This window comes from Microcystis sp. BLCC-F210, assembly GCF_042134685.1.
GTDB classification, from domain to species: Bacteria; Cyanobacteriota; Cyanobacteriia; order Cyanobacteriales; family Microcystaceae; genus Microcystis; species Microcystis aeruginosa_D.
The window spans coordinates 992,927-1,019,474 of sequence record NZ_CP169647.1 but is presented as its reverse complement, the minus strand read 5'-3'; the positions used below and the strand labels follow the sequence as shown (position 1 = coordinate 1,019,474).

The 26,548-nt window shown below is 43.6% G+C and carries 20 protein-coding genes and 2 pseudogenes; 9 read left to right on the top strand and 13 right to left on the bottom strand.

Annotation, left to right across the window (positions count from 1 at the left end; genetic code table 11):
- Positions 1–342 precede the first annotated feature (342 nt).
- Positions 343–1,053, top strand: a complete 711-nt coding sequence (locus ACE3JL_RS05000) for a YdcF family protein (protein WP_375328971.1) — start codon at positions 343–345, stop codon at positions 1,051–1,053.
- A gap of 249 nt (positions 1,054–1,302) precedes the next feature.
- On the opposite strand, the gene kdpC is transcribed toward ACE3JL_RS05000, so the two are convergent.
- The 5 genes from kdpC to kdpA are packed head-to-tail and all read right to left on the bottom strand — an operon-like array spanning position 1,303 to position 7,334.
- Entirely contained in the window at positions 1,303–1,947 is a 645-nt protein-coding gene (gene kdpC, locus ACE3JL_RS04995) for a K(+)-transporting ATPase subunit C (RefSeq protein WP_271987780.1), read from the bottom strand.
- Between the two features lie 2 nt (positions 1,948–1,949).
- Positions 1,950–2,156: a K(+)-transporting ATPase subunit F gene (gene kdpF / locus ACE3JL_RS04990; RefSeq protein ID WP_271987778.1), complete on the bottom strand. Its 207-nt coding sequence runs from the start codon at positions 2,154–2,156 to the stop codon at positions 1,950–1,952.
- Between the two features lie 40 nt (positions 2,157–2,196).
- Positions 2,197–3,414, bottom strand: coding sequence for a HindVP family restriction endonuclease (locus ACE3JL_RS04985; protein WP_375328970.1), 1,218 nt, complete (start codon positions 3,412–3,414; stop codon positions 2,197–2,199).
- Positions 3,414–5,573: a potassium-transporting ATPase subunit KdpB gene (gene kdpB / locus ACE3JL_RS04980; RefSeq protein ID WP_375328969.1), complete on the bottom strand. Its 2,160-nt coding sequence runs from the start codon at positions 5,571–5,573 to the stop codon at positions 3,414–3,416. The genes ACE3JL_RS04985 and kdpB overlap by 1 nt, the downstream gene beginning before the upstream one ends.
- A 15-nt stretch (positions 5,574–5,588) precedes the next feature.
- Entirely contained in the window at positions 5,589–7,334 is a 1,746-nt protein-coding gene (gene kdpA, locus ACE3JL_RS04975; protein WP_375328968.1) for a potassium-transporting ATPase subunit KdpA, read from the bottom strand.
- Positions 7,335–7,845: 511 nt separating this feature from the next.
- On the opposite strand from kdpA, the gene gltX reads away from it, so the two are divergent.
- From gltX to ACE3JL_RS04955, 4 genes and pseudogenes are all read left to right on the top strand, one after another.
- Positions 7,846–9,288 carry a glutamate--tRNA ligase gene (gene gltX / locus ACE3JL_RS04970; RefSeq protein WP_375328967.1) on the top strand — a complete coding sequence of 481 codons (1,443 nt, stop codon included), beginning with the start codon at positions 7,846–7,848 and terminating at the stop codon, positions 9,286–9,288.
- 258 nt (positions 9,289–9,546) lie between these two features.
- Positions 9,547–10,629, top strand: a complete 1,083-nt coding sequence (locus ACE3JL_RS04965) for an ATP-dependent 6-phosphofructokinase (RefSeq protein ID WP_271987768.1) — start codon at positions 9,547–9,549, stop codon at positions 10,627–10,629.
- 234 nt (positions 10,630–10,863) lie between these two features.
- A complete protein-coding gene (locus ACE3JL_RS04960; protein WP_375328966.1) occupies positions 10,864–12,276 on the top strand; it encodes a DNA methyltransferase in 1,413 nt (470 codons plus the stop codon).
- A pseudogene (locus ACE3JL_RS04955) lies at positions 12,249–13,248 on the top strand (type II restriction endonuclease). Before ACE3JL_RS04960 ends, ACE3JL_RS04955 begins: the two are co-directional and overlap by 28 nt.
- 283 nt (positions 13,249–13,531) lie before the next feature.
- Here ACE3JL_RS04955 and ACE3JL_RS04950 read toward each other — a convergent pair.
- Both ACE3JL_RS04950 and ACE3JL_RS04945 read right to left on the bottom strand, forming a co-directional pair.
- Entirely contained in the window at positions 13,532–13,858 is a 327-nt protein-coding gene (locus ACE3JL_RS04950; protein WP_375328965.1) for a PEP-CTERM sorting domain-containing protein, read from the bottom strand.
- 168 nt (positions 13,859–14,026) lie between these two features.
- A complete protein-coding gene (locus ACE3JL_RS04945; protein WP_375328964.1) occupies positions 14,027–15,253 on the bottom strand; it encodes a hypothetical protein in 1,227 nt (408 codons plus the stop codon).
- 510 nt (positions 15,254–15,763) lie between these two features.
- On the opposite strand from ACE3JL_RS04945, the gene ftsH3 reads away from it, so the two are divergent.
- Complete coding sequence (gene ftsH3, locus ACE3JL_RS04940; protein ID WP_159292339.1) at positions 15,764–17,617, top strand: ATP-dependent zinc metalloprotease FtsH3; 1,854 nt, start codon at positions 15,764–15,766, stop codon at positions 17,615–17,617.
- Positions 17,618–18,066: 449 nt separating this feature from the next.
- Positions 18,067–19,014, top strand: coding sequence for a tRNA (adenosine(37)-N6)-dimethylallyltransferase MiaA (gene miaA, locus ACE3JL_RS04935; RefSeq protein ID WP_375328963.1), 948 nt, complete (start codon positions 18,067–18,069; stop codon positions 19,012–19,014).
- On the opposite strand, the gene ACE3JL_RS04930 is transcribed toward miaA, so the two are convergent.
- From ACE3JL_RS04930 to ACE3JL_RS04915, 4 genes and pseudogenes are all read right to left on the bottom strand, one after another.
- Positions 18,956–20,362 carry a DUF2079 domain-containing protein gene (locus tag ACE3JL_RS04930; RefSeq protein ID WP_375328962.1) on the bottom strand — a complete coding sequence of 469 codons (1,407 nt, stop codon included), beginning with the start codon at positions 20,360–20,362 and terminating at the stop codon, positions 18,956–18,958. The genes miaA and ACE3JL_RS04930 overlap by 59 nt on opposite strands.
- Positions 20,363–20,374: 12 nt before the next feature.
- Complete coding sequence (locus tag ACE3JL_RS04925) at positions 20,375–21,232, bottom strand: amino acid ABC transporter substrate-binding protein (RefSeq protein WP_271987755.1); 858 nt, start codon at positions 21,230–21,232, stop codon at positions 20,375–20,377.
- 18 nt (positions 21,233–21,250) lie between these two features.
- Positions 21,251–22,288, bottom strand: coding sequence for an AI-2E family transporter (locus ACE3JL_RS04920; protein ID WP_375328961.1), 1,038 nt, complete (start codon positions 22,286–22,288; stop codon positions 21,251–21,253).
- An 80-nt stretch (positions 22,289–22,368) separates the two neighbouring features.
- A pseudogene (locus tag ACE3JL_RS04915) lies at positions 22,369–22,548 on the bottom strand (hypothetical protein).
- Between the two features lie 369 nt (positions 22,549–22,917).
- Between ACE3JL_RS04915 and ACE3JL_RS04910 the strand changes: the two are divergent.
- Complete coding sequence (locus ACE3JL_RS04910; RefSeq protein ID WP_271987752.1) at positions 22,918–23,715, top strand: pentapeptide repeat-containing protein; 798 nt, start codon at positions 22,918–22,920, stop codon at positions 23,713–23,715.
- Positions 23,716–23,763: 48 nt separating this feature from the next.
- A complete protein-coding gene (locus tag ACE3JL_RS04905; protein WP_271987749.1) occupies positions 23,764–24,216 on the top strand; it encodes a hypothetical protein in 453 nt (150 codons plus the stop codon).
- Between the two features lie 17 nt (positions 24,217–24,233).
- Here ACE3JL_RS04905 and ACE3JL_RS04900 read toward each other — a convergent pair whose 3' ends face one another.
- Positions 24,234–24,899 (bottom strand): ParA family protein, encoded by a 666-nt coding sequence (locus tag ACE3JL_RS04900; RefSeq protein ID WP_008205760.1) that lies wholly within the window; start codon positions 24,897–24,899, stop codon positions 24,234–24,236.
- 135 nt (positions 24,900–25,034) lie between these two features.
- Complete coding sequence (gatB, locus tag ACE3JL_RS04895) at positions 25,035–26,507, bottom strand: Asp-tRNA(Asn)/Glu-tRNA(Gln) amidotransferase subunit GatB (protein WP_271987746.1); 1,473 nt, start codon at positions 26,505–26,507, stop codon at positions 25,035–25,037.
- Between the last annotated feature and the right edge of the window lie 41 nt (positions 26,508–26,548).

The window sequence follows — 26,548 nt, the reverse complement described above, 5'->3', positions numbered from 1 at the left end:
GAGTAGTATGAGTTACAGCAAAGTTGATTTATTAATTTTGTCTATCAGTGTAATCTGGGTGAAATCTCTTACTTTTTTCCCTTATCAATTACTAGGGGGTAAGCTTAGACGCACTTAAGTTACATATCTTGATAATTCAAAAAACTCTCAACCGCTTATTACTCTTGCCTCCTGTCTTGCTAAAACGCATCTTAGATGCGTTTTAGCTTACCTCGATCAATTGGAATTATTGAGAAAATCTTCGCACTAATTGAGAATAAACTAAGGCTTCATAAGGGTTTTAGGCGGTGCAATACTGAAGTAAATCTATTTTTTGAGCTACCCTACACCGTCTCTAAAACAATGGCGAAAAAAACAAAAAATCTTGCTCGTAAACACCGGCATTGGCAAAGATGGTTAAAACTAACTCTGATTGCGGTTTTTGGGTTTATTATCCTTAATTTAGTGATTAATCTAGCCATCTGCTGGCCAATTAATCAACAAAAACCCGTTGATGCCATTTTAGTTTTGGGGGGCAGCATTCGTCGGGAAATTTATGTAGCCAATCTAGCCCGGCAATATCCCAATATACCGATTTTAATTTCCGAAGGCTCGAAAGAACCCTGTATTTTATTACTATTTAAACGCGCAAAAGCACCAAAAACTAACGTCTGGTTAGAAAAGTGCGCCGATTCTACCTTCGACAATTTTTTCTTTGCTGTGCCAATTTTAAAACAATGGGGAGTACATAAAGTAAAAGTTGTCACCTCTCCTACTCATTTACCTCGCGCTAAATGGTTAGCAGCAATTCACTTGCAATCCCACGGTATAGCAGTAGAAATCGATGCAGTTCGAGAAATTGGTATTCCGGGTAATCAGGAATCAAAGCTAAAAACTGGGTTAGATCTGACTAGAAGTATAATTTGGGCTTTTGTCGGACAATTAATCTCTCCCCCCTGTAGGCAAGTCATTCCCTTAAATTCTGTTGATTTAGAAGCTTGGCGCGATCAGGGTTTTAAATGTGAATCTCAAGGTAAGATCAAGTCAACAATCCTCTCCCAGTTAGTTTTTTAGCGACTGCATACTAAATCCGTGGCTGTTCTAGGTTCTGTGTGATAAGTTTAACTTACTATATGATCGATCAATCTTTGTGTCCTTTGTGTCTTTGTGGTTCGTTCCACCCCCCCGCTAGGAGGAATGTATCTTAGAATGCATTTTACCCACCAAACCCAAGAGAGCCAATCTACTAAGTTGGGGTTTTTAAAAGCAAACTCTCTCTTCCCACTTTCCTATACCTTTTAAACAGGATTTAGTATCAGAGGCCTATCGGGTATTGGCGATCGCATCTAGAGCCAGATTCAGTTTCAGCACGTTAACCCCCGGTTCGCCAAAGATACCGAGAAAGCGATCGTCGGTGTTTTTGATAATCAGGATCTCCACTTGATTCGTCGGTAATCCCCGCACCCGCGCCACCCGCTCGATCTGCGCTCTAGCGGCCTCTGGGGTGATATGGGGATCGAGGCTGGAACCGGAGGTATATACTAGGTCCGCAGTGGGTTTAATTGCCGCTTTCTCTAATCGGGGAATCTCCCCCTCTATAGCTTTTGCCGGATCGGGATCGGGTTTTCCTTTAATGCGATCAATCAATACAGGGTTACTGGGAGCTAGGTTACTCGCTCCCGAAATTCCGGTTTGCAGGGTCTTGTTAGGATCGTTTTTTGGATCGGCCGTACTGTAGGCGGTGGTACTCGGACGACTATTAAAATAGCGATCGCTGGTGAAAGGTTGCCCAATTAGAGCCGAACCCACCACTTGACCTTGATTATTGGTAATTAAACTCCCGTTCGCTTGCCAGGGAAAAAGAATTTGACCGATGGCGATCATCGAGAAAGGATAGATCAGGGCAGTAATCACCCAGAGAACTAGGGTAGAACGGATGGCTCTACCGGCCTCGCGTGCAAAACTCATAATTAAAACCTCTCCGGTATAAAGATGACAAAAAATAGGTAGATAAATAAAGCAAAGGCGACCAATCCTAAAAGAGTTAACGCGGAAGCTTGCCCCCTATCGATAGTGCTTCCCGTAGAAGCTTGAACGATGGAGGAGAAGAGAATTGTTAGACAGAAATTTAAGAGAATATACCAGAAAAATCGGTGTTTTCTAAGGGATGCTTTCATAATAATTAGAGTTTTTGGGAGATTTGTTTTTGCCAGTAAATCAAGAAAATAGCTGTAGTTGTCGATAGGTTATCTTTTTCCCCTTTTTCAATTCATAGTTAAGAATACATTGGCCCACATATCTAGCCAAATTAACAGGGACAGCATTGCCAATCATTTGTTCTAGATTAGATTTTGTTCCAGTAAAAATAAAGTCTTTAGGGAAAGTTTGGATATAGCTTCGCTCCCTCGTTGTTAACGGTCTTAATTTTTCATTGAGATGACAAGCATCACCGGGATGTTGTCGATAGGTTTTGGGAACTGGTCGATTTACTCCTCGAATAGTAGGGCTAGGTTCATAAATACTGAATATCGCCCTTCTTTGATAGCTTCTAGGATGTCTATAATAGTATTCTATATCTAATTCTTTGCCCATATAGTCAAATACAGTCAGAGGTTGACTTGATAAATTGTCATTGATTTCATCGATTAAAAAATCGTCTTCTTCCTTCATTTTACCGATCAGAAAATATCTTTTTCTAGTTTGAGGAACTCCGCAGTAACAAGAATTAATAACTTTTCCAGTTAAACCATAACCATGGCTTTTAAAAATTTGTTTTGCTTGAATGAGTATTTTACTTTTCTCAATTCTAGCCACATTTTCCATAACAAACCATTGGGGACTTACTCTGGTGACAATTTCAGCGAATGTGAGCGTTAGATTCGCTCGTCCTAAACCCTCGTCTCTCTTACCGGCACTGGAAAAGTCTTGACAAGGAGGGCTGCCGACAATAATCTCAGGACTATATTGAGCCAATATTTCTTGATTAGATTCTCTAGATAAATCGACATTAAATATCGGATGACTAAAGTTATTTCTATAGACATCTATAGCAGGTATCCAATTATCAAATGCAGCCACAATAGTAAACCCCGCTTTCTGGAAACCTAAAGATAAACCACCACAACCAGCGAATAAATCGATTGTGATCATTTTGCTTTTTCCTCTAAATTGACTCTCGAAAGCGTAAAATAAATTATCGGAATCGGGAGCTAGACCGTATAACTCTTTTGTACTTAACTCCGCAGGTTGAATTTTTAAATTTTCATCAAGTTTCAGATATACATTTTTCAGTCCTTTCCCATCTAAGTAAGCGCACAAAGAAGCTGGAAATGAGGAATTAAATTGATTTTTCCCCCAGGTTTCTTTTTGGGTAAAATCCCGATTCGAGTGCCTCAATCCGAATAAACTAGGCTTAAATATTGCAGATTTTGCCATTACCTCAACCCGATCGCTGAAATTATCTCATCAATAATCTTAATCGCAATAAACGGCGCAATCATGCCTCCCACGCCGTAGATAAGGATATTGCGTCGCAATAGTTGGTCAGCGGTGAGGGGGCGAAATTGAACGCCTTTAAGTGCTAGGGGAATCAAAACGGGGATAATCAGGGCATTGTAGATCAGGGCTGAGACGATCGCCGATTGAGCGCTTTTCAAACCCATGATATTTAAAGCACCGATCCCAGCGGCGGCGAAAATTGTCGGGATAATGGCGAAATACTTAGCAATATCGTTAGCTACCGAAAACGTGGTCAGGGCGCCGCGGGTAATTAATAACTGTTTGCCGATGGTCACTAAATCGATCAGCTTGGTCGGGTCAGAATCCAGATCCACCATATTAGCCGCCTCCTTCGCCGCTTGGGTTCCAGAGTTCATCGCCACACCGACATTAGCCTGGGCCAGTGCCGGTGCGTCGTTAGTGCCGTCCCCCGTCATGGCAACTAACTTGCCCTGGGATTGCTCGCGACGGATCACCTCGATCTTATCTTCCGGGGTAGCCTCGGCGATAAAATCATCCACCCCCGCCTCCGCCGCAATCACCGAGGCCGTGATCTGGTTGTCGCCGGTGAGCATGATCGTTCTCACCCCCATGCGCCGTAATTGGTCGAAACGCTCTTTTAATCCCGGTTTCACGATGTCTTTGAGATAGATAACCCCGTAGATATCGTTACCCCGACAGACAGCCAGGGGAGTCCCCCCCAAACGGGAAACCCTTTCCTGTGCCTGATCAAGGCTGGCGGGAACGGAACCACCCCTAGAACGGACGAAACCTTTAATCGCTTCTACAGCACCCTTACGGTATTCCTCTCCGTCTCTATCGGTGCCGCTCATGCGGGTACGAGCCGAGAATGGGATTGCCTCGCCGGGTTGGCCATCGATGGGGGGGGTTGCGCCCAAATTCCGGGCTAAGGCAACGATCGAGCGTCCTTCCGGGGTTTCGTCGAAAAGGCTGGCCGCGAGACAGACCTGGGCTAATTCCTCGAGGTTATGACCGTTGACGGGGATAAATTCGTCAGCCAGCCGGTTGCCGAGGGTAATCGTTCCCGTTTTGTCGAGAAGGAGGGTGTTCACGTCGCCGCAGGCTTCCACCGCGCGTCCAGAGGTGGCGATGACATTAAACTGGGCCACACGATCCATGCCGGCGATGCCGATCGCGCTCAATAAACCGCCGATCGTCGTGGGAATGAGAGCGACGAGGAGCGAGATCAAGATGGCGATACTGGAACTGGCTCGAAAGGTATTCGCAACCGCAGGACTGAGGCTCGTTTCCAGAAAACCAGCGATATAGTTCCCGATCGGCGGAATTGTGGCGACGACAATTAAAAAGACTTGGGTTAACACGGCTAGAAGTACCGTCAGCGCGATCTCGTTGGCGGTTTTCGTGCGCTCGGCCCCTTCCACCAGGGAGATCATGCGATCGATAAAACCCTGGCCGGGGTCTTGGGTGATCCGCACTGTCAACTCGTCCGAGAGAAGCCGCGTACCACCGGTGACGGAACTGGCGATGTCGGTGCCGGGTTGTTTGAGGACGGGGGCCGATTCTCCGGTGATCGCCGATTCATCCACCGAACCGATTCCCTCGATCACTTCCCCGTCGGCGGGAATCACGTCCCCGGCCAGCAGTTTTACCCGATCGCCCCGATGCAAGGCCGTGGAACTGACCGACTCGATCGATCCGTCGGCTAGGATTTTTCGGGCGATCGTGTCGCTGTGGGTCGATCGCAGGGCATCGGCCTGGGCTTTCCCCCGTCCTTCGGTGACCGCCTCGGCGAAGTTGGCGAACAGCACCGTGGAGAAGAGGATCAGGGTGATGATGCCGTTAAGTAGGCATTGCTGTCCGCTGTCTGCGGCGATTGTGCCGAATAGATTCGGGTCGATTGTGACCAAGGCCGTGACGATCGTTCCTAACCAGACGACGAACATGACTGGGTTACGCACGGCGATGCGCGGGTCGAGTTTGACGAAGGACTCTCGGATCGCGCGTTGATAGAGACCGGTCCGGTTTACCTTGGGGGTATGGCGGCGGTCGTCCCGGCGACCTCTCGGCACTCGCAACGGTCGGGGGGACTTAGAATTTCCTTTGTTCGTTCTCATAAATTGTCTAAACTCCTAGCCGATCATCCGCGGGATTTGAAAGGCTTCCGCAATCGGCCCGAGGGCTAATATCGGGAAGAAAGTCAGCGCTCCGAGAATTAAAATCACCCCCGCCGTCACGCCGCTAAAGAGTCTGGTATCAGTGCGGAGGGTTCCAGTGGTGGCGGGAACTGGTTGTTTGCGGGACATCCCATCGGCTAACAACAGCAGGGCGGCGATCGGGATATACCGTCCGGCCAGTAAACTTAAGGAGGTGCTGAGATTCCACCAAAGGGCTGTGAGCGTCGGTTTTGCTCCATCTGCGATTGCGATTGGCGAGGGTTGGGAATCCCCTAGTCCCTCAAATCCCGACCCGTTATTGGCGGCGGCGGAAGCGTACTCGTAGATAACTTGAGATAATCCGTGAAAACCGGGGTTACTGATGCCCTGAAAGTCGGGAAAGGCAAGCGCGATCGCTCCGGGGATGAGGATGGCGATCGGGTGAACCAGCAGAATTAAAAAACTGGCTAATACCACTTCCCGTTTCTCAATTTTGCGCCCGAGGAATTCCGGGGTTCTTCCCACCATTAGCCCGGTGACGAATACTGCGAGGATTAGATAGGCAAACAGGTAGGCGGTGCCGGTTCCCTGGCCTCCGAAAACGATTTGCAGGAACAGATTCGAGAGGGTGGCGAAGCCACCGTTCGGCATCAAGGAATCGTGCATGGCGATCACCGCACCGCACATGGTGGCTGTGGTAGTTACCGCATACAGGGCCGATTGCGCCCAACCGAAGCGTACTTCTTTGCCCTCGAAGTTAACCGCTTGATCGACCCCTAGCAGCGAGTTAACCGCTGGATTGCCGTTATATTCCCCGATCGCGGTGATGATCGTAAAGCCGATTAAAATACTGAGGGGAATTAGATAGATTAACCGAGCTTGCTTGAGATTATCGGCGAAAACCCCGTAGGTATAGATCAGGGAGGTGGGAATCGAGAGAATCGCCACCAACTGCACCAGATTGACGAATCCATTCGGGTTTTCTAATGGGTGGGCCGAGTTGCTGGTGAAGAAGCCGCCGCCGTTTTCTCCCAATTCCTTAATAATCTCGAAGTGGGCCACTGGACCGCGGGCGATCGCCTGACTCAGGTTGGGGTTTTCTAGTGTCGGCAAGATCGCAGGGCCAGCGAGGGTTTCCGGGACTCCGGCGATGATCAGGGCAATTGCCCCCACGATCGAGATCGGTAAGAGGATCCGGGTGATCGCTCGGATCAGATCGACGTAGAAATTGCCCAACGGTCGCCCCGTCAGTCCTCGAATAAAGGCGATCCCCACCGCTAGACCGGTTCCGGCCGAGGTGAACATCTGGTAGCCAAGACCCCAGATCTGACTCCCGTAGCTGAGGCTGGTTTCTCCGGAATAATGCTGTTGGTCGGTGTTGGTGATAAAGGAAATGGCAGTATGTAGCGTGGTGTCCCAAGTGGGGGCGGGGATCCCCGTCGGGTTGAGGGGAAGGACTCCTTGGCCCGCAATCAGGGAAAAAACCAGAATTGCTATCACCGCGTTACTGTAGAGAACGGCGCGGACGTACTGCCAGCCAGTCATATTCTCTTTTCCTTTCACCCCGACGAAGCTGTAGAGAAGATTCTCGGCTCGATCGCACAGTGGGTCGAGTAGGGTTCTCCGTTCCATGAACACCCTAGCCATATAGCGCCCGAAAAAGGGAGTGATTGCCACGATTATCAGGATTGTGAGCGCGATTTGAATCCATCCTTGCAACATGGTTCGATCAACTCCAAAAAAAGCCAGTGGTCATTGAGCTTGTCGAAATGTGGTCATTGAGCTTGTCGAAATGTGGTCATTGAGCTTGTCGAAATACAGTTAACTGGTTCTTCTAGGTTCTGTGCGATAAGTTCAACTTACATTATGAGGGATCAATCTTTGTGCCCTCTGTGTCTCTGTGGTTCCCTCCACTCCCTCACCAGCAGGACTGTATCTTGTGAATACATTTTACCCACCAAATCCAAAAGAGCCGTTAACTTTACTTTTGTCCAACTACTTAGCAGTTATGATACAATCATCGCCCCGATTGTTCTCCAGTTGCCCAGTGCGGTTACTCGGTACTAACAATCAGAGCTTAATCAGTACAAAAAAACTGAAAATTGCTGCTGGCAACCTGCGCTGAAAACTGTCAGTTTGCTGGCTGGATAATTTTCTTAATTTCGCCAGTTTGCCTAGGTGAATTTACAATAACATGGGATATCGTTGCCGCAAAAAACCTAGGAGTTAGATCGTGACAGTGAGAGTTCGTATTGCCCCGAGTCCCACGGGAAATTTACACATTGGAACAGCGCGTACAGCAGTGTTTAACTGGCTTTTTGCCCATCATCACCGAGGGAAATTTATCTTGCGCGTAGAAGATACAGATTTAGAACGTTCTCGACCAGAATATACGGAAAATATTCAAGCGGGCCTACAATGGTTAGGACTGAATTGGGATGAAGGTCCTTTTTTTCAAACTCAACGCCTTAATTATTATCGTCAGGCCATTCAAACCCTGCTCGATCGAGGTTTAGCCTATCGTTGTTATTGTACCCCAGAAGAATTGGAAAAAATGCGGGAAGAACAAAAAGCCCGCAATCTTGCCCCCCGTTATGATAATCGTCACCGTTATCTCACCCCCGAACAACAAGCGGAATTCGAGCAAGCGGGGAGAAAAGCAGTAATTCGTTTTATTATTAACGACGATCAAGAAATTATTTGGCAGGATTTAATCCGGGAAAAAGTCATCTGGAAAGGTAGTGATTTAGGGGGAGATATGGTGATCGCTCGTACCTCCGAAAATGCCGAGAAAAACTTCGGTCAGCCTCTCTATAATTTAGCGGTAGTTGTTGATGATATCGATATGGCAATTACCCATGTTATTCGTGGGGAAGATCACATCGCTAATACGGCTAAACAAATTCTTTTATACGAAGCTTTAGGGGCAAAAGTGCCGGAGTTTGCCCACACTCCTTTGATCTTAAATCAGGAGGGTCGTAAGTTATCTAAACGGGATGGAGTCACTTCGATCGATGATTTCCGAAAACTGGGTTTTTTGCCGCAAGCTTTGGTTAATTACATGACTCTCCTCGGTTGGACTCCTCCCGATTCTACTCAAGAAATTTTTACCCTTGAAACGGCTGCTGAAGTGTTTAGTTTAGAACGGGTAAATAAAGCGGGGGCAAAATTTGACTGGACTAAATTGGACTGGATTAATAGTCAATATCTCCATCGTTTAAGCGCTGAGGAATTAGTGCCTTTACTTCTCCCCTACTGGCAAGAAGCAGGGTATAATTTTGATGCTGAAGCCGATCGAGCTTGGTTGATCGGTTTGGCTACTCTCATCGGTCCGAGTTTAACTCGTTTAAGCGATGCTGTCGCTGAAAGTCGCTTACTTTTAACCCCTGTGGCTAATTATAATCAGGAGGCTTTAAGTCAATTACAATTAGAGGGAGTTAAGGATATTATTAAGGATATTCTTGCCGCTATTACTCCCGATTTGACTGGAGAAGTTGCTAAGGGTATTGTGGAGACAACAACTAAAGCCCATCGGGTGAAAAAAGGTCTAGTGATGAAGTCTCTACGCGCCGCTTTGATGGGGGAGTTACACGGTCCAGATTTAATGCAGTCTTGGCTACTTCTCAATCAAAAAGGTTGGGATATATCCCGTCTTCAGCAAGCAGTAAATAGTTAAATTGATTGGCTATCAGTTATCAGAAAATTTCTCGTATATTAGGGTTGACAAATACCCTAAGATTGCTATATAATTTCTAGTATAGTGGGAATCCGTGTCGCCCTGCATACCCTGCTCGTGATCGATTACTGAGGGGATAGAGGCAAATTTTTCCCCTAGCTGTCAGGGACGATCTAGAAACTTTCTTAATTTTTAGGCATTATCCGCAACTTTTCCCTAAATATAGATTTGTTAATCTCCTGACAAAAAGCTAAAGCTATGGGTGAAAAAAAACGAATTGGACTTCTCACCAGTGGTGGCGACTGTGCGGGTTTAAATGCCGCCATTCGTGCCGTTGTCCACCATGCCACTGGCAATTATGGCTGGGAAGTGGTGGGTATTCGAGAAGCAACTAACGGATTAATTAACCGTCCCCCCAAAACAACTATCTTTGATATTGAAGGAGTCGATCGCCTGTTAGTGATGGGAGGAACAATTCTCGGTACTACCAATAAGGGGGATCCCTTCGCTTTCCCGATGCCCGATGGAACCCTGATCGATCGCTCTCAGGACATCATCGACGGCTATCATAGTCTAGGACTGGATGCCCTGATCGGCATCGGTGGCGATGGTAGTCTGGCGATTTTGCGCCGTATTGCCCAACAGGGAGGCATTAATCTGATTGGTATCCCCAAAACCATCGATAATGATGTGGGAGCTACAGAAGTCTCCATCGGCTTCGATACAGCTACTAATATCGCCACAGAAGCCCTCGATCGCCTCCATTTTACCGCCGCTAGTCATAACCGGGTGATGATTCTAGAAGTTATGGGTAGAGATGCCGGCCATATCGCCCTGGCTGCCGGTATTGCGGGGGGGGCCGATATCATTCTCATCCCCGAAATTCCCTACCGATTAGAGAAGGTCTGCGAGAAGATCCGGCAGCGGCAGCGTATGGATAAACAGTTTTCTCTGATTATTGTCTCCGAGGCTGTGCGTACCGAAACTGGCGATCGCCTAGTGGAAAAGAAAGCCCTAGGGGAAGATCGTCTCGGGGGTATCGGTCGCTATTTAGCTGAAGAAGTTGCCAGGGAAACCGGGGCCGAAACGAGAGTGACTTTCCTGGGCCACATTCAACGGGGGGGCATTCCTTCTCCGATGGATCGCTTACTGGGGGCGGCTTTTGGTGTGGCAGCCGTGGATCTAATCGCCAGGAGAGAATTCGATCGCATGGTGGCCTGGCAAAATCGGCAAGTGGTCAGTGTTCCCATTGAGGAGGCGATTAAAACCTATCGCATCGTCGATCTCGAAGAAACTTTAGTCAAAACCGCCAGGGGTTTGGGCATTTGTCTAGGGGATTGAGATTAAATCTAGGGGAATCGGTGCGAGAATTAACCCTTAAGTAGGTAGGTGTTAAAAACGATCAGTTCCCCCCTTATCAAGGGGGGATTAAGGGGGGATCGAACCTAAAATCTATCTTCAATTTAATTATAACCAGCTACTTAAGTATCGCCCTTTCCCCACTGATTAAAATTACCGATCAAATAAAGATAAACTCTGATAATTATTTTTCGGCAATTTCGCCAGTAAACCTAAATGATTAATAGTTCGGTTAATGTAGCAGAAAGATTGTTAGAAATCAACCATCTCGATCGAGAATTATTTAATTATTTTCAAGACAAATTACTTGATTCTGAGCAATTATCTCGTACTCTAGTGAGTTTTCAAGGTAATAAGAACCAACCGGTTTATCGCTGGTATAAATATAAAGAGGGTTTTTCCGTTGATCTGATAGTTTATCTTCTAGAAAAATATGGTATCAAACAAGGAAAAATACTAGACCCTTTCGCCGGCAGCGGAACAACTTTATTTGCGGCGGCGGCTAGGGGTTTATTAGCAGATGGAATAGAACTATTGCCGATTGGACAGGAATTAATTATTACTAGACAAATTTTAGAAAATGGCTTAAATAGTGATGATATACATCGTCTAGAGTATTGGTCTAACCATAGCCTTTGGCAACAGGTAGATGACAAAGTTCAGTTATTAGAATTACCAATTACTCAAGGAGCATATCCCCAAGAAAATCAGGCTTGTATAGAAAGTTACTTAGGTTTGATTGCCCAAGAGAATGAGCGAGTGCAAGCGATATTAAAATTTGCCTTACTTTCTATTCTCGAATCAATTAGCTATACTAGAAAAGATGGTCAATACCTCCGTTGGGATTATCGTTCTGGTAAACAACAGGGCAAAAATATATTTGACAAAGGAAAAATTTTAGACTTTAAAACTGCCCTACATAGCAAGTTACGAGAAATTCTCGCAGATTTAGAGCCTAGTCAGCAACAATTGGAACTTTTTTCTAGAGATTATCCTCGGGGAAAAATTCAACTATATCAAGGTTCTTGTCTTGAGATTTTGCCAGAGATTTCCTCAGAAAAATACGATTCTATTATTACTTCTCCTCCTTATTGTAATCGCTATGATTATACTCGTATCTACGCTTTGGAATTGGCTCTATTGGGAATAGATCAACTACAATTAAAACAATTACGTCAACAAATGCTTAGTTGCACTGTTGAAAATAAACCGAAGGAGTTACTAAAAATAAATGAACATTGGTCGCCAGCCATTGCCATAACTGATCGTCAAAAATTATTAGAAAGTATCCTGGGTTATTTAGAGGAATTAAAATCAAGCAAGGCCTTAAATAACCATGGTATTCCTCGGATGATCAGGGGTTATTTTCTGGAAATGTCTTGTCTAATTTATGAATGTTTTCGGGTTATGAAATCCTCTGGTATTTTTTGTATGATTAATGATAACGTTCGTTATGCGGGAGCTAGTATTTCTGTAGATTTAATTTTGTCAAAAATCGCCGAAGAAATTGGATTTAAAGTAGAAAATATTTTAGTAGTTCCTCAGGGAAAAGGTAATAGTAGTCAGCAAATGGGATCTCATGGTAGAGAATCTTTAAGAAAATGTATTTATGTGTGGAGAAAGCCTTAATGGAAAAACCCTATCTCTTGCATTTAAATCAAAGTTGTGATTTGGAGACTACCTATGAAGCTATCCGTTCAGGATTTATTGCTCTAGCCTTAGAAAAAAATCAGAGAGCTACTCCTTTAATTGCAGAAGCAAGAACCTTAAAAATTATTGCCCAAACCGCAAACAATCCTAGAGATTTACTAAACATCCCAGATATTCAATCGGCTTTATTAACTGCATCGGGAATTTCTGATAAAGCTAAAAATTATTTACATCCCCAAGACAAGGTAGAAGCAATTCAAGAATTAATTGTCAATTTTCTGGAACCTGCGGGGACTAATTTTGTCGAGGAGTTAGTCTATAGATTTCTATTGATTCGGGGTGACACTTTAGGAGGAATAATGAGAAACGCGGGTGGCTCCTTAGCTCAAAGTAAATTTACTCGTTCTCTATTAGCAACTTTAAGAGTAGCAGGGATTACTTATGATTGGCTCAATTCTAGTAATAATCAATGGAGAGAAGCTGAAGAAATGACACCTAATCTAGAAATCTTGGTTAGAGGTGTTAGCTGGTTAAATAACAGCCAACCAAGAACAATAATTTATAATGTCAATGTTCCCATTGTTAATAACAACAATATTGATTTGTGCCTTTTAAAATGTGATTCGACGCAATTAGCTAATCAAAAAAACAAAAAACAAACCTTACAATCTGCTGATTTATACATTGCTTTGGGAGAATTGAAAGGTGGGATTGATCCCGCAGGAGCAGATGAACATTGGAAAACTGCTCGTACTGCTTTGCAGAGAATTGATGATGCTTTTAGAAAAATCTCTAAGCATCCTTATACTTTTTTTATCGGCGCTGCTATTGAAACAAAAATGGCCAGGGAAATTTATCAGCAATTAGAGACAAAAAAAACTCACCAATGCCGCTAACTTAACCAATGATAATCAACTGGTTTCAATTATGCGTTGGCTATGCCATCTTTAAGCTTAATTAATATCTAGACAATTACCCCTCAAATAAAGAAGTTATTTCACCATTAAGATAACTACTGTAATTAACTCCCTTTATGGTATAGAATTACAATATTTATTAAATTTTACTCTATCGATCCAAAAAATCTTGTTTTACCACAAGAAACTACTTTTGAGCAATTAATTAATAAAATTTAATAAGTAGAAGCCCAGGCAAAAAAGGCAAAAAATAAAACGCCATCAACTGACTGAATGAAGGGGCATTTATAGTATTTTATAAGCAATTCAGCCGACTTTTATGGCTTCAGTTTGCGCTTGAGGGTTGAAGCTGCACCGAGAGTGCCGAGGGCGAGGAGACTGAAAATAGAACTGGATTCTGGTACATTAACTTTACTGAGTTTAATTTCAGTAATCTGAGTCGACCATTCCGTACTACCAGCAGCAAACTCCTGGAAAGTCCAGAAAGTTCTCCCCGTCGGATCAGAAGGATCGAGGACAGTAGCACTGTAGTCGCCCCAGCGGTTCCTGTTGCTGCTATCTAATCGTTGGTAAGAGGCCGATCCCTGCTTTAGGAGAAGACGATTACCAAAGGTTGTCGTTCCGCCAGAATCTTCACCAACCACAGCACAACTGCTAATAAATAGGGTTCTTCGTTACTTGGTATGGTTCGATAGGGGGGCATAAATCGACTAAATCCTTATCTGGCAAGAGACTTAATTGATTAGTTCGCTCTAGCTCAAAAACAATTGACAAAAATCGCTAAATGCCTTTCTATATAAGAGTTCCATCCCTTATAAACCCCGTCCATTGCATAACACAAACCGAAGAGCCATAAATAGGTTAGGCCCTGAACAACTAAAACCGATGACCACTTCCCTTTGATCATTGACTGCAAGGGAGCCATAATAATAATCTTCTAGTCCGGTCGGATCATAAATTAATCCCTCTTGGCGGAGCGAATTGGTATTAGCATCAATCTCAAACCAGCGCAGTGCCGAAGCTGCTCCACTGACAGGACTTTTTACTGTTTGAACACCCCAGAAGGAATTAGACCCTAGAGAGTCGAGTTGATAAACCACATTGGAACTGAAGCGAAGATCTCCCGTATTGACGTTATTGGGTCCGCCCGGTTGTCGCGCCGTCAGCGGATTATCATAGGCGGTAACAGATATGATTCCTCCAGTCGTGCTGAGTGTTGCTGTGGCTGGGTTTCCGGTAATATCTGATCGCTTGAACTGGCCAGCTGGGGTATTGTAGCCGGATAACAAGGGATGGGGGTTGTTGCGGTTATCCAGGTCAACCACTGGCTGGACCGTGAAGCCGGTATCATTGGGGTTGTTATTTTGGAAAATTGTCCCGGTGGGGTTTCCTGCTATTAGTTGCGCTTTATCCAAAGTTAGGATGGTTGTTGTGATAGTACCTGAACCAATGGGGAACATATTGGCAGAGAGGGTGACACTCTGTCCGTTGAAACCCAGGGTGTCAAAATCAGCCCAGCGGGTATTAGCGGGAGTATCGCTAGGGATAGCATAGCCATTCCAACCGTCCAGTGGATTGGACGACTGAGAAACAGCAACCAGGAAATTGTTGATCCCCCTAGTATTGTCCACCGACGCAGCAAACCAGCGCCCACTGAAGGGGTCGTAATTTACTCTCGGATCGAAAGCGAAATTACCCGCAGGCGTTGCCCCTGCATTCTGCCAGAACTGGTTGAGGGAGATGCGGCTTAGAACGGAGCCATTTTTGTTATAGACTGTGTAGGAACCGTTAATTAGCTCGACGATGTGGTTTGGTCCGACTGCTCCCATCGTGTCTGGAGGAAAGAAGCCACTTTGGGAGATGGAAGTTCCCGTGAAGTTTGTTCCCACTGTTGCAACTGTTGTTGCTTGTGCTGTCATCGAGATAGCAAAGGTACCCATGCTTGCGATCGCCACTGAAGTCGCAGCCGTCTTTACTCGAAAATTTTGCATGAATAAATTTAGCATCCCATGAACCGACTTTCCGATAACTTCATACATACCCTAAAAAACTGTATTTTAAGCGAGAATTTAATGTACATTTACATTTCTCTCCCTAACTATCCCTATATCCCGTATCTCGTATCTCAAAAGTTTGTTGGTGGGGGTGGGGTATGGGGTGTGGGCTGCGGCCGTGAGACTTCGGTTTGAGCTTTTGTCCAACGCTCAGTAGTTTCGACAAGAGTTCGGCGAGACTTCGACGGTGAGCGCAGCCGAACCGCCGAACCGCCGAACCGCCGAACCGCTGGGGTCAATTACCTAATTTTCAGGAAACAAGTCTCTGAATTTTCCTCCCGATCATTCCCATATCCAGTAATTTTTGATTTCCAAAAGATATAAAAGTGTTGCCCAACAAGGGTTTCAGATTTATTCAGCAAACCCTATGTATGTACGAACTAAGTCGAGATACGTTAAAAAAACCTGTCCACTGTTCCTGAGAAACGTTAACATAAATTAACAACCCCTTGACAACCGATAAGATCATCCTCAATTTATCAGGAGTTCGACAGCGTGAACAAAAACGGTAATAACAAAAAATGGCGCAATGCGGGACTATATGCCCTATTGTTAATCGTAGTCCTTGCCTTGGCCTCAGCTTTCTTCGATCGCCAGCCAGCAGTGCAACAAACTTGGAAGTATAGTGAATTTTTACAGGAAGTACGGGAAGGTAAAGTAGAAACCGTGCGCTTAAGTGCCGACCGGCAACGGGCGATCGTACCCACCCAAGACGGTACAAACGTATTGGTTAACCTACCCAACGATCCGCAATTAATCAACATCTTGGCAGAAAATAACGTTGATATTTCCGTACTGCCTCAAAGAGAAGAAGGAGTATGGGTAAGAGCCTTCAGTAGCCTCTTTTTCCCGATTTTACTTCTTGTTGGTCTATTTTTCTTGCTCCGTCGCGCCCAAAGTGGCCCCGGTTCCCAAGCGATGAACTTCGGCAAATCGAAAGCAAGAGTACAGATGGAACCCCAAACCCAGGTTACTTTCGGTGATGTGGCCGGGATTGAAGGGGCAAAATTAGAATTAAACGAAGTGGTGGACTTCCTCAAAAATGCCGATCGCTTCACGGCAATTGGGGCAAAAATCCCCAAAGGAGTCCTTTTAGTCGGTCCTCCGGGGACAGGTAAAACCCTGCTTGCTCGCGCAGTAGCTGGAGAAGCGGGAGTCCCGTTTTTTAGCATTTCCGGTTCGGAATTCGTGGAAATGTTCGTCGGGGTGGGTGCTTCTCGCGTCCGCGACCTATTTGAACAAGCGAAAGCGAATGCACCTTGTATCGTCTTTATCGATGAGATTGATGCTGTTGGTCGTCAACGGGGTGCCGGTTTAGGGGGTGGTAACGATGAACGGGAACAAACCCTCAACCAATTATTAACGGAAATGGACGGTTTTGAAGGTAATACAGGTATTATCATTATCGCCGCCACTAACCGTCCTGATGTATTGGATGCCGCTTTATTACGTCCGGGTCGTTTTGATCGCCAAGTGGTGGTGGATCGTCCCGATTACGCTGGCCGTAAGGAAATCCTTAATGTCCACTCCAGAGGCAAAACTTTGGCCCAAGACGTGGATCTCGATAAAATCGCTCGTCGTACCCCCGGTTTTACTGGTGCAGATCTGGCTAATTTGCTCAACGAAGCCGCAATTTTAGCGGCACGTCGCAATTTAACCGAGATTTCCATGGATGAGATCAACGATGCGATCGATCGTGTCCTGGCCGGTCCTGAGAAGAAAAATCGCGTCATGAGCGAAAAACGCAAAACTTTAGTTGCTTACCATGAAGCTGGTCACGCTTTGGTGGGTGCTTTAATGCCGGATTATGATCCTGTCCAGAAAATTAGTATTATTCCTCGCGGTCGCGCTGGGGGTTTAACTTGGTTCACTCCTAGCGAGGATCGCATGGAATCCGGGTTATATTCTCGCGCTTATCTGCAAAATCAGATGGCTGTAGCTTTGGGGGGTCGTTTAGCTGAAGAAATTATCTTCGGTGAGGAGGAAGTGACTACGGGTGCTTCTAATGACCTGCAACAGGTGGCACGAGTAGCGCGGCAAATGGTCACTCGTTTCGGCATGAGCGATCGCTTGGGACCGGTGGCTTTAGGTCGTCAAAATGGTAATGTTTTCCTAGGTCGTGATATTGCTTCCGATCGAGATTTCTCCGATGAAACTGCGGCAGCTATTGACGAGGAGGTGCGTAACTTAGTGGAACAGGCCTATCGTCGCGCTAAAGAGGTTTTAGTCAATAACCGCGCCATCTTAGACCAGTTAGCGCAAATGTTAGTGGAAAAAGAAACCGTGGACGCGGAGGAGTTACAAAATATCCTCGCTCACAACGATGTGAAAATGGCGGCTTTAGCTTAAGTTTTGTAACATTTTCTTGACAAACAGCATCCTTATGGGTGCTGTTTTTTTTGTTGAACGAAAATTAATCACAAACTTAATTTCTTGCTGATCAGCTGTTAATCAGCTTAACAATACCCTGTTTAAATGCGTCTTAGCTTAACAGTCCTGTCTTTTCACTGATTACTGATTACTGTCATGTAAAATCGATGACTACTTCCTCTTTCCTCTTGGCTGCATCTCACATTTGCAGAAATACCGACAATCAGCAATTATCAGTGACTCTGAAATTGGTACAAATGTATGAACAACTGCGTGTAAGCATCCCACCGAAAAGCTAATGCGCTCCGGGGTTTGGGGGGTAGAACCCCCCAAAAGCTTGGATTGAGTGATAAAATCGCAAGTAAAGCCCGATTTTAACCGAGAGTTTCCCCTTAAAAATCCCAACTTGGTAGATTTACGAAAATGAGATGCAGCCTTCCTCTTTACCTATTTTAATTGTTATTTGTGGGGCAACTGCCACAGGAAAATCCAGTTTGGCCCTACAATTGGCTGAAAAGTTTAATTCAGTAATTCTCAGTGCCGATTCCCGACAAATCTATCGAGAATTTAATATTGGTACCGCTAAACCTAGCTTAGAAGAATGTCAGCGGATTCCCCATTATCTAATTGATATTTGTGATCCTCAAGATAATTTTACCCTAGCACAGTACCAAGAACAGGCTGAGGATTTAATCAGCAATCTCCACTATTCTCCTCTGTTTTTGGTCGGTGGTACAGGACTTTATATCAAGTCCATTGTCAAAGGTTTAAAAATACCGAGGGTTTCTCCTCAACCGGATTTAAGACGGCAATTACAAGCTTTAGGACAATCCTATCTTTATCAAATTCTGACCCAGGTAGATGAAGATGCCGCTAAAAAAATTCATCCCCATGATCAGGTAAGGACTTTACGCGCTTTAGAGGTTTTTTATCTGACAGGAAAACCTATCTCTAGTCAGCAGGGAGAAAATCCCCCCACTTATCCAATTTTACAAATTGGTTTAGATTGTTCCCCAGAAAGTTTAGACAAGCGGATCACTGTTCGTACTGATCAAATGATTGCAAAAGGATTAGTAGCAGAGGTGCAGAATTTGGGGGATAAATACGGTTGGGATTTGCCACTTTTGCAGACTTTGGGTTATGCAGAGATTAAGCAATATCTCCTCGGGGAAGTTTCTTTAGAACAGGCGATCGATCTAATTATCCTCCATACCCGTCAATTTGCTAAACGTCAGCGCACTTGGTTTCGTGCCGATGCTGATATTGTCTGGTTTCCCATCGATAAAGAAAATTTATTGAAATCGGTGGAACGAAAAATTATTTTGTTTCTTGAGGGGTTGTCAAGGCCCGATATAAAAACACATCATCCTGATTAAGGATTAACCGGAAGTTCTCATTTTGATTCAGTTTATTTAAGTGATCATTAATTAGTTCTGGTGAACTAGACCAACCGGGATGACGGCGATCGAGTAGGATATAATTAAATTGATTTAAATCTAGGGATTGGGAACCTTTGATCGCTAATTTGATCATTTCCCGATGGGTAAGATGGGGGGCAATTCTAGAAGTAGTCAAGACACTCTCACTGGTGGTAATTTGAGTGAGAGCTTTTTGGGTAGCGGACCAAGTATCGAGGGAATTTAAATATAGTGACCAAAAATAGCCGTATTTAGCTAAGGCAAAAAAGGCAATAATTGCCCAAGTAATTATCCATTTAGGCTGCTTCAACCAGTTACTATTATGGGCTAAAGTGGCGATAACCGCTAGAAATAAAAAGGGCAAAATTGGCAGGGAATATTGAGTGGTTAAGTTTTTTTGTGGGGCATGATCTGCTAATAAATTTAAAGCGAGTGCGGGAATAGCGGCAATTATTGGGGCAGAATAGCGCCAGGATAAACCCCAAACTAAGGGAATAATTAATAGGATGAGGTATTCTAGATTATTGCCAGTAAAGATTTTTCCCAAGACAAGATCGGGTTTGAGGAAAAGATTAAAGATAATTGCCGGTAAACTATCTCCTAGATAACTATATCGAGAATCAGCCATTTCAATAACTGCCGATTTTCCTGTCAGAAGAGGAATTAATAATTTCGTGGTGATAATAAACCAAAGAATGCCAGTAATCATGGCAATTATTCCGGGGATTTTTTTCTTTTCCCAGAGAAGTAACCAGATACCCATTCCCAACAATGTTAAAGAGAGAATTGCTTTACAACCGAGAATAATAATGATTCCTAGACAAAATCCCCAGAGATTATTTAATCTTGCCGCCAAAATTGTCCAAAAAATGGCTGGCACTGCTATAACCTCTGGATGAAAATCAAAGAGATTAACATTAAAAATCAGGGGATAGAGCAGATAAACTAAGGCTAATGTATAAGCTTGTTTTTCTTTTAATCCCGCTTGTATAGCCAATTGCCAGAGGGGAAAAATGGCAAGGGAAAGGGAAAAAGCTTGTAAGAAAAGCAGCCAATAAACGCTAGGATAAATTTTATAAAGTAAGGCTATAGGATAGAGAATAAAAGCGATATGATCGCCTAAGATATGGTAGCCAACAAAAGATATAATCGGTGGTTTACCTTGAGAAATTAGGTAAACTCCTTGATCGAACCAACCAAGATCGAGAGCATTAGATTGAAATAAAATATGTCTGATAGCACTGCAAATAAACAGAATTATTGTCGCGCAACCAATCAACCAAAATAAATCATTTTTTTTGTGCATAATCGTTAAGTTTTACTGGGATTTTTCGGTATTATTACGACAATACTGCCAGGTATCTCTAAAATAGGCAGCAACTTCAGCAAACCATGCTTTAAAAATATTTCTGTTCTCACTGGTGACGATAACCCCATTAATAAACTCTTGCCATTGGGTATCATTAGCGGGAAGAATAAAACCATAATAATCACAATTTAAAGGATTGCGGGGGATAAGTTGATAATCTTTTCCTAGGGATAAACCGAGAATGACAGCTTCTCCAATTAGCAGAATCCCATCACTAGCAAAAGCATCTATTCTATTCCTTCTTAAACTTTGGATACCTCGCAGTCTTCCCGTCACTCCTTGAAATTCTTGATAGGTAGCAAGAGGATATTTTTGTCTTAATAATTCTTGAGTGGTGGTATCTCGCAAAACTCCAATACTTATACCTTCTAGGGACGAAGAAAAGTTAAAATTCTTCTGATTATCACTCCGAACTAAAAACTGAGTTCCCGTGACAAAAAAAGGACGAGAAAAACTGACACCATCAGGTATATTTTTTCTGATACTATTCGGACCACACTCAAAATCAACGGTTTTATTTTCCAATAACTGGAAGCGATTAAATAAAGTCGATTTATAAATTTTGACACTGATGATCTGGAGGTTTAATTTGTGTTTAAGTTCCTCTCTAAGCAATTGGATAAAATCTAAGCACAATCCCTGTAAATTATTATTACTATCTCGATAGCCAAACGGAATGGCATCTTCTCTCATCGCTACTTCTAATAATCCCGTGCGTTTAATTTTTTCCAAAACCGTTTCGGACTTAGCTGGGAGAGCAGCAAAAATATTAGATAAAATAACGAGAGTAAGAATGATTAATTTCATGACTTTTGCTGAGATGATTTAAGATTTGTTATGGACGTGATCCCATTGATCTAAAATGTCTTTGAATAATAATTCATCTAACCATGTTTTTACTACCACTGTCAAAGGTAAAGCCAATAATAAACCCAAGATGCCAAACATTTGAGCAAAGAAAATTTGAGCGATTAGGGTAATTGCCGGTAATAAAGATACCTGTTTAGCCATGACAGTGGGTGTCAGCAAATAACTTTCGACATTTTGGATAATAAAATAGAGAATCAGAATAGCGACAATTTTCCAAGGTGCATCGATAACAGCAATGAGGATGGGAAAAATCACACTAGCAGTCGGTCCGATATTAGGGATAAAATTGAGCAATCCTGCTAGGATAGCATGAACGAGAACTAGATTAATTTGTAGAACGAAAAGACCGAAACCACTGAATAATCCCACCATAGTTGAACTAATGGCAATTCCCAACAACCAATTACCCAAACCCGCTTCCGATAGGGTAAGAATTTCCTCGGCACGACGACGATAGAAGTTAGGAAATAATTTTAGGAAAGCTTGTCGATAGGGTTGGGGGTTGGCTAACATCATCATTGCTAACACCAGCACGAATAATAATTGTAAAATTGCCGCAACTGAGTTAGAAAAGAAGGTAAAAAAGTTACTAAAAACAAAAGTTCCTAAAGGTTGTAACTGCTGGACTAAATCAGTTAAATTTGGCAGCGATGGCAACCAATCAAATTGAAACTGTTGTCGCCATTGAATCGAGTTATTGCGGACTAAATCCCAAGCTTTCGGTAAAAGCTCAATTAATTTGTGAAACTGTTCGATAAAGGGGGGAACAATAATTATAAAAAATAAAATCACAATTGCTAGACTCGTCAGCAGGGTAATTAAAATAGCCAAACCTCTTTTAATCCCCAATCTCTGCAATCCTTTTACACATCTATTTAAGGCTACGGTAAACACGATCGCCATAAAAATCAATAATAATAGCTGTCGAATCTGCCACAATACATAGAGAGCCATTATTAAACAGATAAACCCCACCCACTGACCAAATTTCACGACCTTGATTTATCCTATCGGGACAAGTTTTATCATACAGCAGTCAGGAGGCAGCTTTTTCAGTTATCAGTGATCAGTTATCAGTTATCAGTGGTTACTTGGGATGGTTCCATCGGGTGGCATAAATCGACTAAATCCTTATCTGGCAAGAGACTTAATTGATTAGTTCGTTCTAGAGCAAAAACAATTGACAAAAATCGCTAAATGTCTTTCTCTATAAGGATTTCATCCCTTATAACCTCGTCCATTGCATAACACAAACCGAAGAACCTGGAGTGTTAAGTGAGCAGCATATGGACGACAACAACAGTGCTGTCTTTTCACTGATTACTGTTTACTGTTCACTGATAACTGACCAAATCTCCCCACTTGATAATTCATCATTCCCCACAGCAAAAATTAAGTTTTGTATCAAAAGTTTGCTAATTTTGCTGTTATGTGCTATACAGTTACGCCACAAAACAGGATAGAAAAACGAGATTTTCTTAATTACCAGACATTTTTTCAAATTTTATGGCAACTCTCCCAGAGTCAAATTATCCTAAAAGAAATCCTCTCCTAGAAAATCCGACAAGACTCAGAGAAATTGTGGCCGTTAATGCTTTTATCCTTGTATTAGGACTTCGATGATGAAAGAATTGGAGCGATACTATAAAGTTTTAGGGTTAGATCATGGGGCATCTCTCGATGAGATCAATCAAGCCTACAAAGATTTGGTGTTTATTTGGCATCCCGATCGCATTCCCAAAGATAATCAGCGTCTTTTGGAAAAAGCCACCGCTAAACTGCAAGAAATTAACCACGCTAGGGAACAATTGCGGCAAATTCATCAAAATTCTCCTAAACGCTCCAATTCCCCCCCTAAAACTGAAAAACAGCCCGCCCACGCCTATAAAACTGCGTCCCCCTATCAGCCTCACTCTAGCCAACCCAGCCAAAATTCCCAAACCCACAGTCATAAAACCCATAGTCAACAAACCCATAGTCAACAAACCCATAGTCAACACAGCCACTCCCAGAATAACCATCAGGTCCACAATCATGCCGCCTGGCGCCCTCACTATCGGGATTTAAACGGAGCCGATTTACAGGGAGCCAACCTGAAGGAAAAAGATTTCTCTAGTCGCAGTCTCATCGGGGCAGATTTAAGCCATGCCGACTTAAGCGATAGCTTCCTGCACAAAGTTAACCTAGAAAAGGCTAATCTGTACAAAGCTAATCTTTTTCGCGCCAATCTCCTCGAAGCTAACCTTAAAGGCGCAAATTTACAGGAAGCCAATCTCATCGGAGCGGATTTAAGTGGGGCAGATCTGTCGGCGGCAGATTTACGCGGGGCAAAAATTGGCTTTGGTAAGCGTATTATGGTGAAATTAACTGGAGCAATTTTAACGGGAACAATTCTCCCCGATGGTTCGATTCATCAATGAATAACCTCCTGCTAATTTTGATTTTTCTTTAATAGGAACTATCACCCGATGGGCATTTATTACACAATTGCTGCTGTTTTTCTAGGGATACAATTAGCTGCGGGAGAAAATTTAGCGGCGGCGAATCCTGATTTTTTACGGCTGCAAAAAGCTTTAGAAAAACACAATTTCATCGTCAAACTTGCCCCACCACCAGTGCGAGGAGCCTACGGTTTATTTGATAGTAAAACTAGAATTATTTGGATTCATCCCCTAGTTTTTGACTTAGGTATTGCCCGACCAACATTAATTCATGAAGCTGTCCATGCCGCTCAACTTTGTCATGGGGGCCAAACAGTTAAAGCTCTTAATTTAGCCATAGAACCACCGGCAATGACCAGAAGATTTTTTATGAATTATCAGGGTTTTAGCAGACAAATTGAAGCCGAAGCCTATACTATTCAAGTTCAGCCCGATGGTCTAGATTTAGTGATTTCTTTACTGCAAAAATATTGTCCTTAGAAAACCTGTCCATAAATCTACCAATCCCTTTCTAATTCTTCGGCTACACGACGATAATCGGCGCTGGCTTCTTGGGCATTTTTACCCCGCCAATTGGTAATAGCTACCCCGTCTAAAACGGCTTTTTCGTGGGCCTTATAATTTCTGACAAAAGCATGACAGGCGGGAATACCTAATTCTAATAAAGTATTTTGTGCTTCCAAAGTTTCCTTAAGACTACGAGAATCCACTTTTGTTAACAAAACCCGATAGGCAATTCCTAGGGGTTTAACTGCCGTGCGTACCGTGTCAATTAAAGCCATTAAATCCATCGGTGCGGGAGGAGTCGGTAAAATTAAATAATCTGATTCTGCTATTACTGCCGTAAGTAATTCGGAACGCAAAGCCGGTGGTGTGTCAATCACGATCAGATCGTACTCGATAATTTGACGCAATTCTCCTAATTTCTCTGTATTAATTTGCTTGGCTAAATCAAATACCATACCCGCTTGATTTCTTTCTACCCACCAAGTGGAGGAACCCTGCGGATCCGCATCCACCAGCAAAACACGCTGATTCTGCCCCCAAATTGCCGCTAAATTGACCGCAGTGGTGGTTTTACCCACACCACCTTTACCATTGACAACAGCGAGAATTTTTGGGCTATTAGGCTTTAATTGCGAGTTTGTTGGGGAATTTGGCATTTTCAGTTATCGGTTATTTTAGCTGTCAGGAGATAGGAGACAGGAGAGTGTTTTTATTTCTTCTCCCTCCTCCCCAATTCATAATTCATAATTCATAATTCATAATTTCCACTGATTACTGATCACTGAATATAACTAACCAGAAAGTTTTTGATCTAAGATTTGGCTAGTTAATTTAGGATCGGCTTTACCGCCACTTTTTTTCATGACTTGACCGACAAAAAATCCCTTAAGATTGGTTTTACCAGCCCGGAATTTTTCTAACTCGCTTGGATGGGAGGCGATAATTTCCTCGATCAGTTTTTCGATCGCAGAACTGTCAGAAATTTGTATTAATCCTTTCTTTTCCACCAGTGTTTTTGGTGAACCGCCTTCGGTGAGAAGTTCTGGTAAAATTTCCTTAGCAATTTTGCCGCTAATTGTTCCCGTTTCGATCAGTTTAACTAATTCCGCCAAGTCTGACGCTTGCAGGGCAATTTCTGTGATCGTCAGCTTATTATTATTCAAGTAAGCGGCGATATCTTGACTGATCCAGTTAGCGACTAATTTCGCATTTGCCCCCGCAATTACCGCAGTTTCAAAATATTCGGCCACGGTGCGATCATCGGTTAAAACCCTGGCATCGTAGGGAGAAAGACCAAATTCTTCTTCATAACGACGACGTTTACGAGCGGGTAATTCTGGTAATTCTTCCGCCCAAGCTTTTAACTGTTCGGGGGAAACTTCTAGGGGGGGTAAGTCCGGTTCGGGAAAATAGCGATAATCGCTAGAACCTTCTTTTTTCCGCATACTAATCGTCCGTTGAGTAGCTTCTTCCCAAAGACGGGTTTCCTGTACGATTAGTTCGCCATTTTTGATCGCTTCAATTTGTCGATCAATCTCGTATTCTATGGCTTTTTGGATAGCACTAAAGGAGTTCATATTTTTGATTTCTACCTTAGTCCCGAACTTTTTAGCGCCTTTTTTGCGAACGGAAATATTGACATCGCAGCGCAGGGAACCTTCCTGCATATTACCGTCACTGATGCCGAGATAACGCACTAAACGCCGTAATTCTTGGGCATATTCCGCCGCTTCGGTGCCGGTGCGTAAATCCGGTTCCGAGACAATTTCCAATAATGGTACACCTGTACGATTAAAATCTACGAGGGAATGGGTAGAACCGGAGAGACGTTCGCTGCCAGCATGAACCAGTTTTCCTGCGTCTTCTTCCATGTGCAGACGGGTAATGCCGATAATTTTGCGGCTAACTTCCTTAGTTTTTTTATCGACGATCTCGATTTCTAGTTGACCCTGTTCGACAATAGGGAGATCATACTGGGAAATTTGATAATTTTTCGGCAGGTCGGGATAAAAATACTGTTTGCGATCAAATTTGCTATGAGATGTAATTTTACCATCGATAGCTAATCCCAGTTTAACGGCACTGGCCAGGACTTCTTGGTTAAGGACGGGTAACACCCCCGGATAACCCAAACAGACAGGACAGACGTTAGTATTGGGGGGACTATCGAAGTTGGTGGGACAGGAACAAAATATCTTGCTGCTGGTGTTCAGTTGACAGTGGGTTTCTAAACCGATAATTGCTTCGTATTCAGTGGCAGACATATTTTCTCGCTCTCGCCGACACAGGAATGATCTGTTTAATC

Bases quoted from the DNA above. Each gene is read 5' to 3' on its own strand.
- ACE3JL_RS05000 (WP_375328971.1), top strand. From the start codon at position 343: ATGGCGAAAAAAACAAAAAATCTTGCTCGTAAACACCGGCATTGGCAA.
- kdpC (WP_271987780.1), bottom strand. From the start codon at position 1,947: ATGAGTTTTGCACGCGAGGCCGGTAGAGCCATCCGTTCTACCCTAGTT.
- kdpF (WP_271987778.1), bottom strand. From the start codon at position 2,156: ATGAAAGCATCCCTTAGAAAACACCGATTTTTCTGGTATATTCTCTTA.
- ACE3JL_RS04985 (WP_375328970.1), bottom strand. From the start codon at position 3,414: ATGGCAAAATCTGCAATATTTAAGCCTAGTTTATTCGGATTGAGGCAC.
- kdpB (WP_375328969.1), bottom strand. From the start codon at position 5,573: ATGAGAACGAACAAAGGAAATTCTAAGTCCCCCCGACCGTTGCGAGTG.
- kdpA (WP_375328968.1), bottom strand. From the start codon at position 7,334: ATGTTGCAAGGATGGATTCAAATCGCGCTCACAATCCTGATAATCGTG.
- ACE3JL_RS04965 (WP_271987768.1), top strand. From the start codon at position 9,547: ATGGGTGAAAAAAAACGAATTGGACTTCTCACCAGTGGTGGCGACTGT.
- ACE3JL_RS04960 (WP_375328966.1), top strand. From the start codon at position 10,864: ATGATTAATAGTTCGGTTAATGTAGCAGAAAGATTGTTAGAAATCAAC.
- ACE3JL_RS04945 (WP_375328964.1), bottom strand. From the start codon at position 15,253: ATGTATGAAGTTATCGGAAAGTCGGTTCATGGGATGCTAAATTTATTC.
- miaA (WP_375328963.1), top strand. From the start codon at position 18,067: ATGCAGCCTTCCTCTTTACCTATTTTAATTGTTATTTGTGGGGCAACT.
- ACE3JL_RS04930 (WP_375328962.1), bottom strand. From the start codon at position 20,362: ATGCACAAAAAAAATGATTTATTTTGGTTGATTGGTTGCGCGACAATA.
- ACE3JL_RS04925 (WP_271987755.1), bottom strand. From the start codon at position 21,232: ATGAAATTAATCATTCTTACTCTCGTTATTTTATCTAATATTTTTGCT.
- ACE3JL_RS04910 (WP_271987752.1), top strand. From the start codon at position 22,918: ATGAAAGAATTGGAGCGATACTATAAAGTTTTAGGGTTAGATCATGGG.
- ACE3JL_RS04905 (WP_271987749.1), top strand. From the start codon at position 23,764: ATGGGCATTTATTACACAATTGCTGCTGTTTTTCTAGGGATACAATTA.
- ACE3JL_RS04900 (WP_008205760.1), bottom strand. From the start codon at position 24,899: ATGCCAAATTCCCCAACAAACTCGCAATTAAAGCCTAATAGCCCAAAA.
- gatB (WP_271987746.1), bottom strand. From the start codon at position 26,507: ATGTCTGCCACTGAATACGAAGCAATTATCGGTTTAGAAACCCACTGT.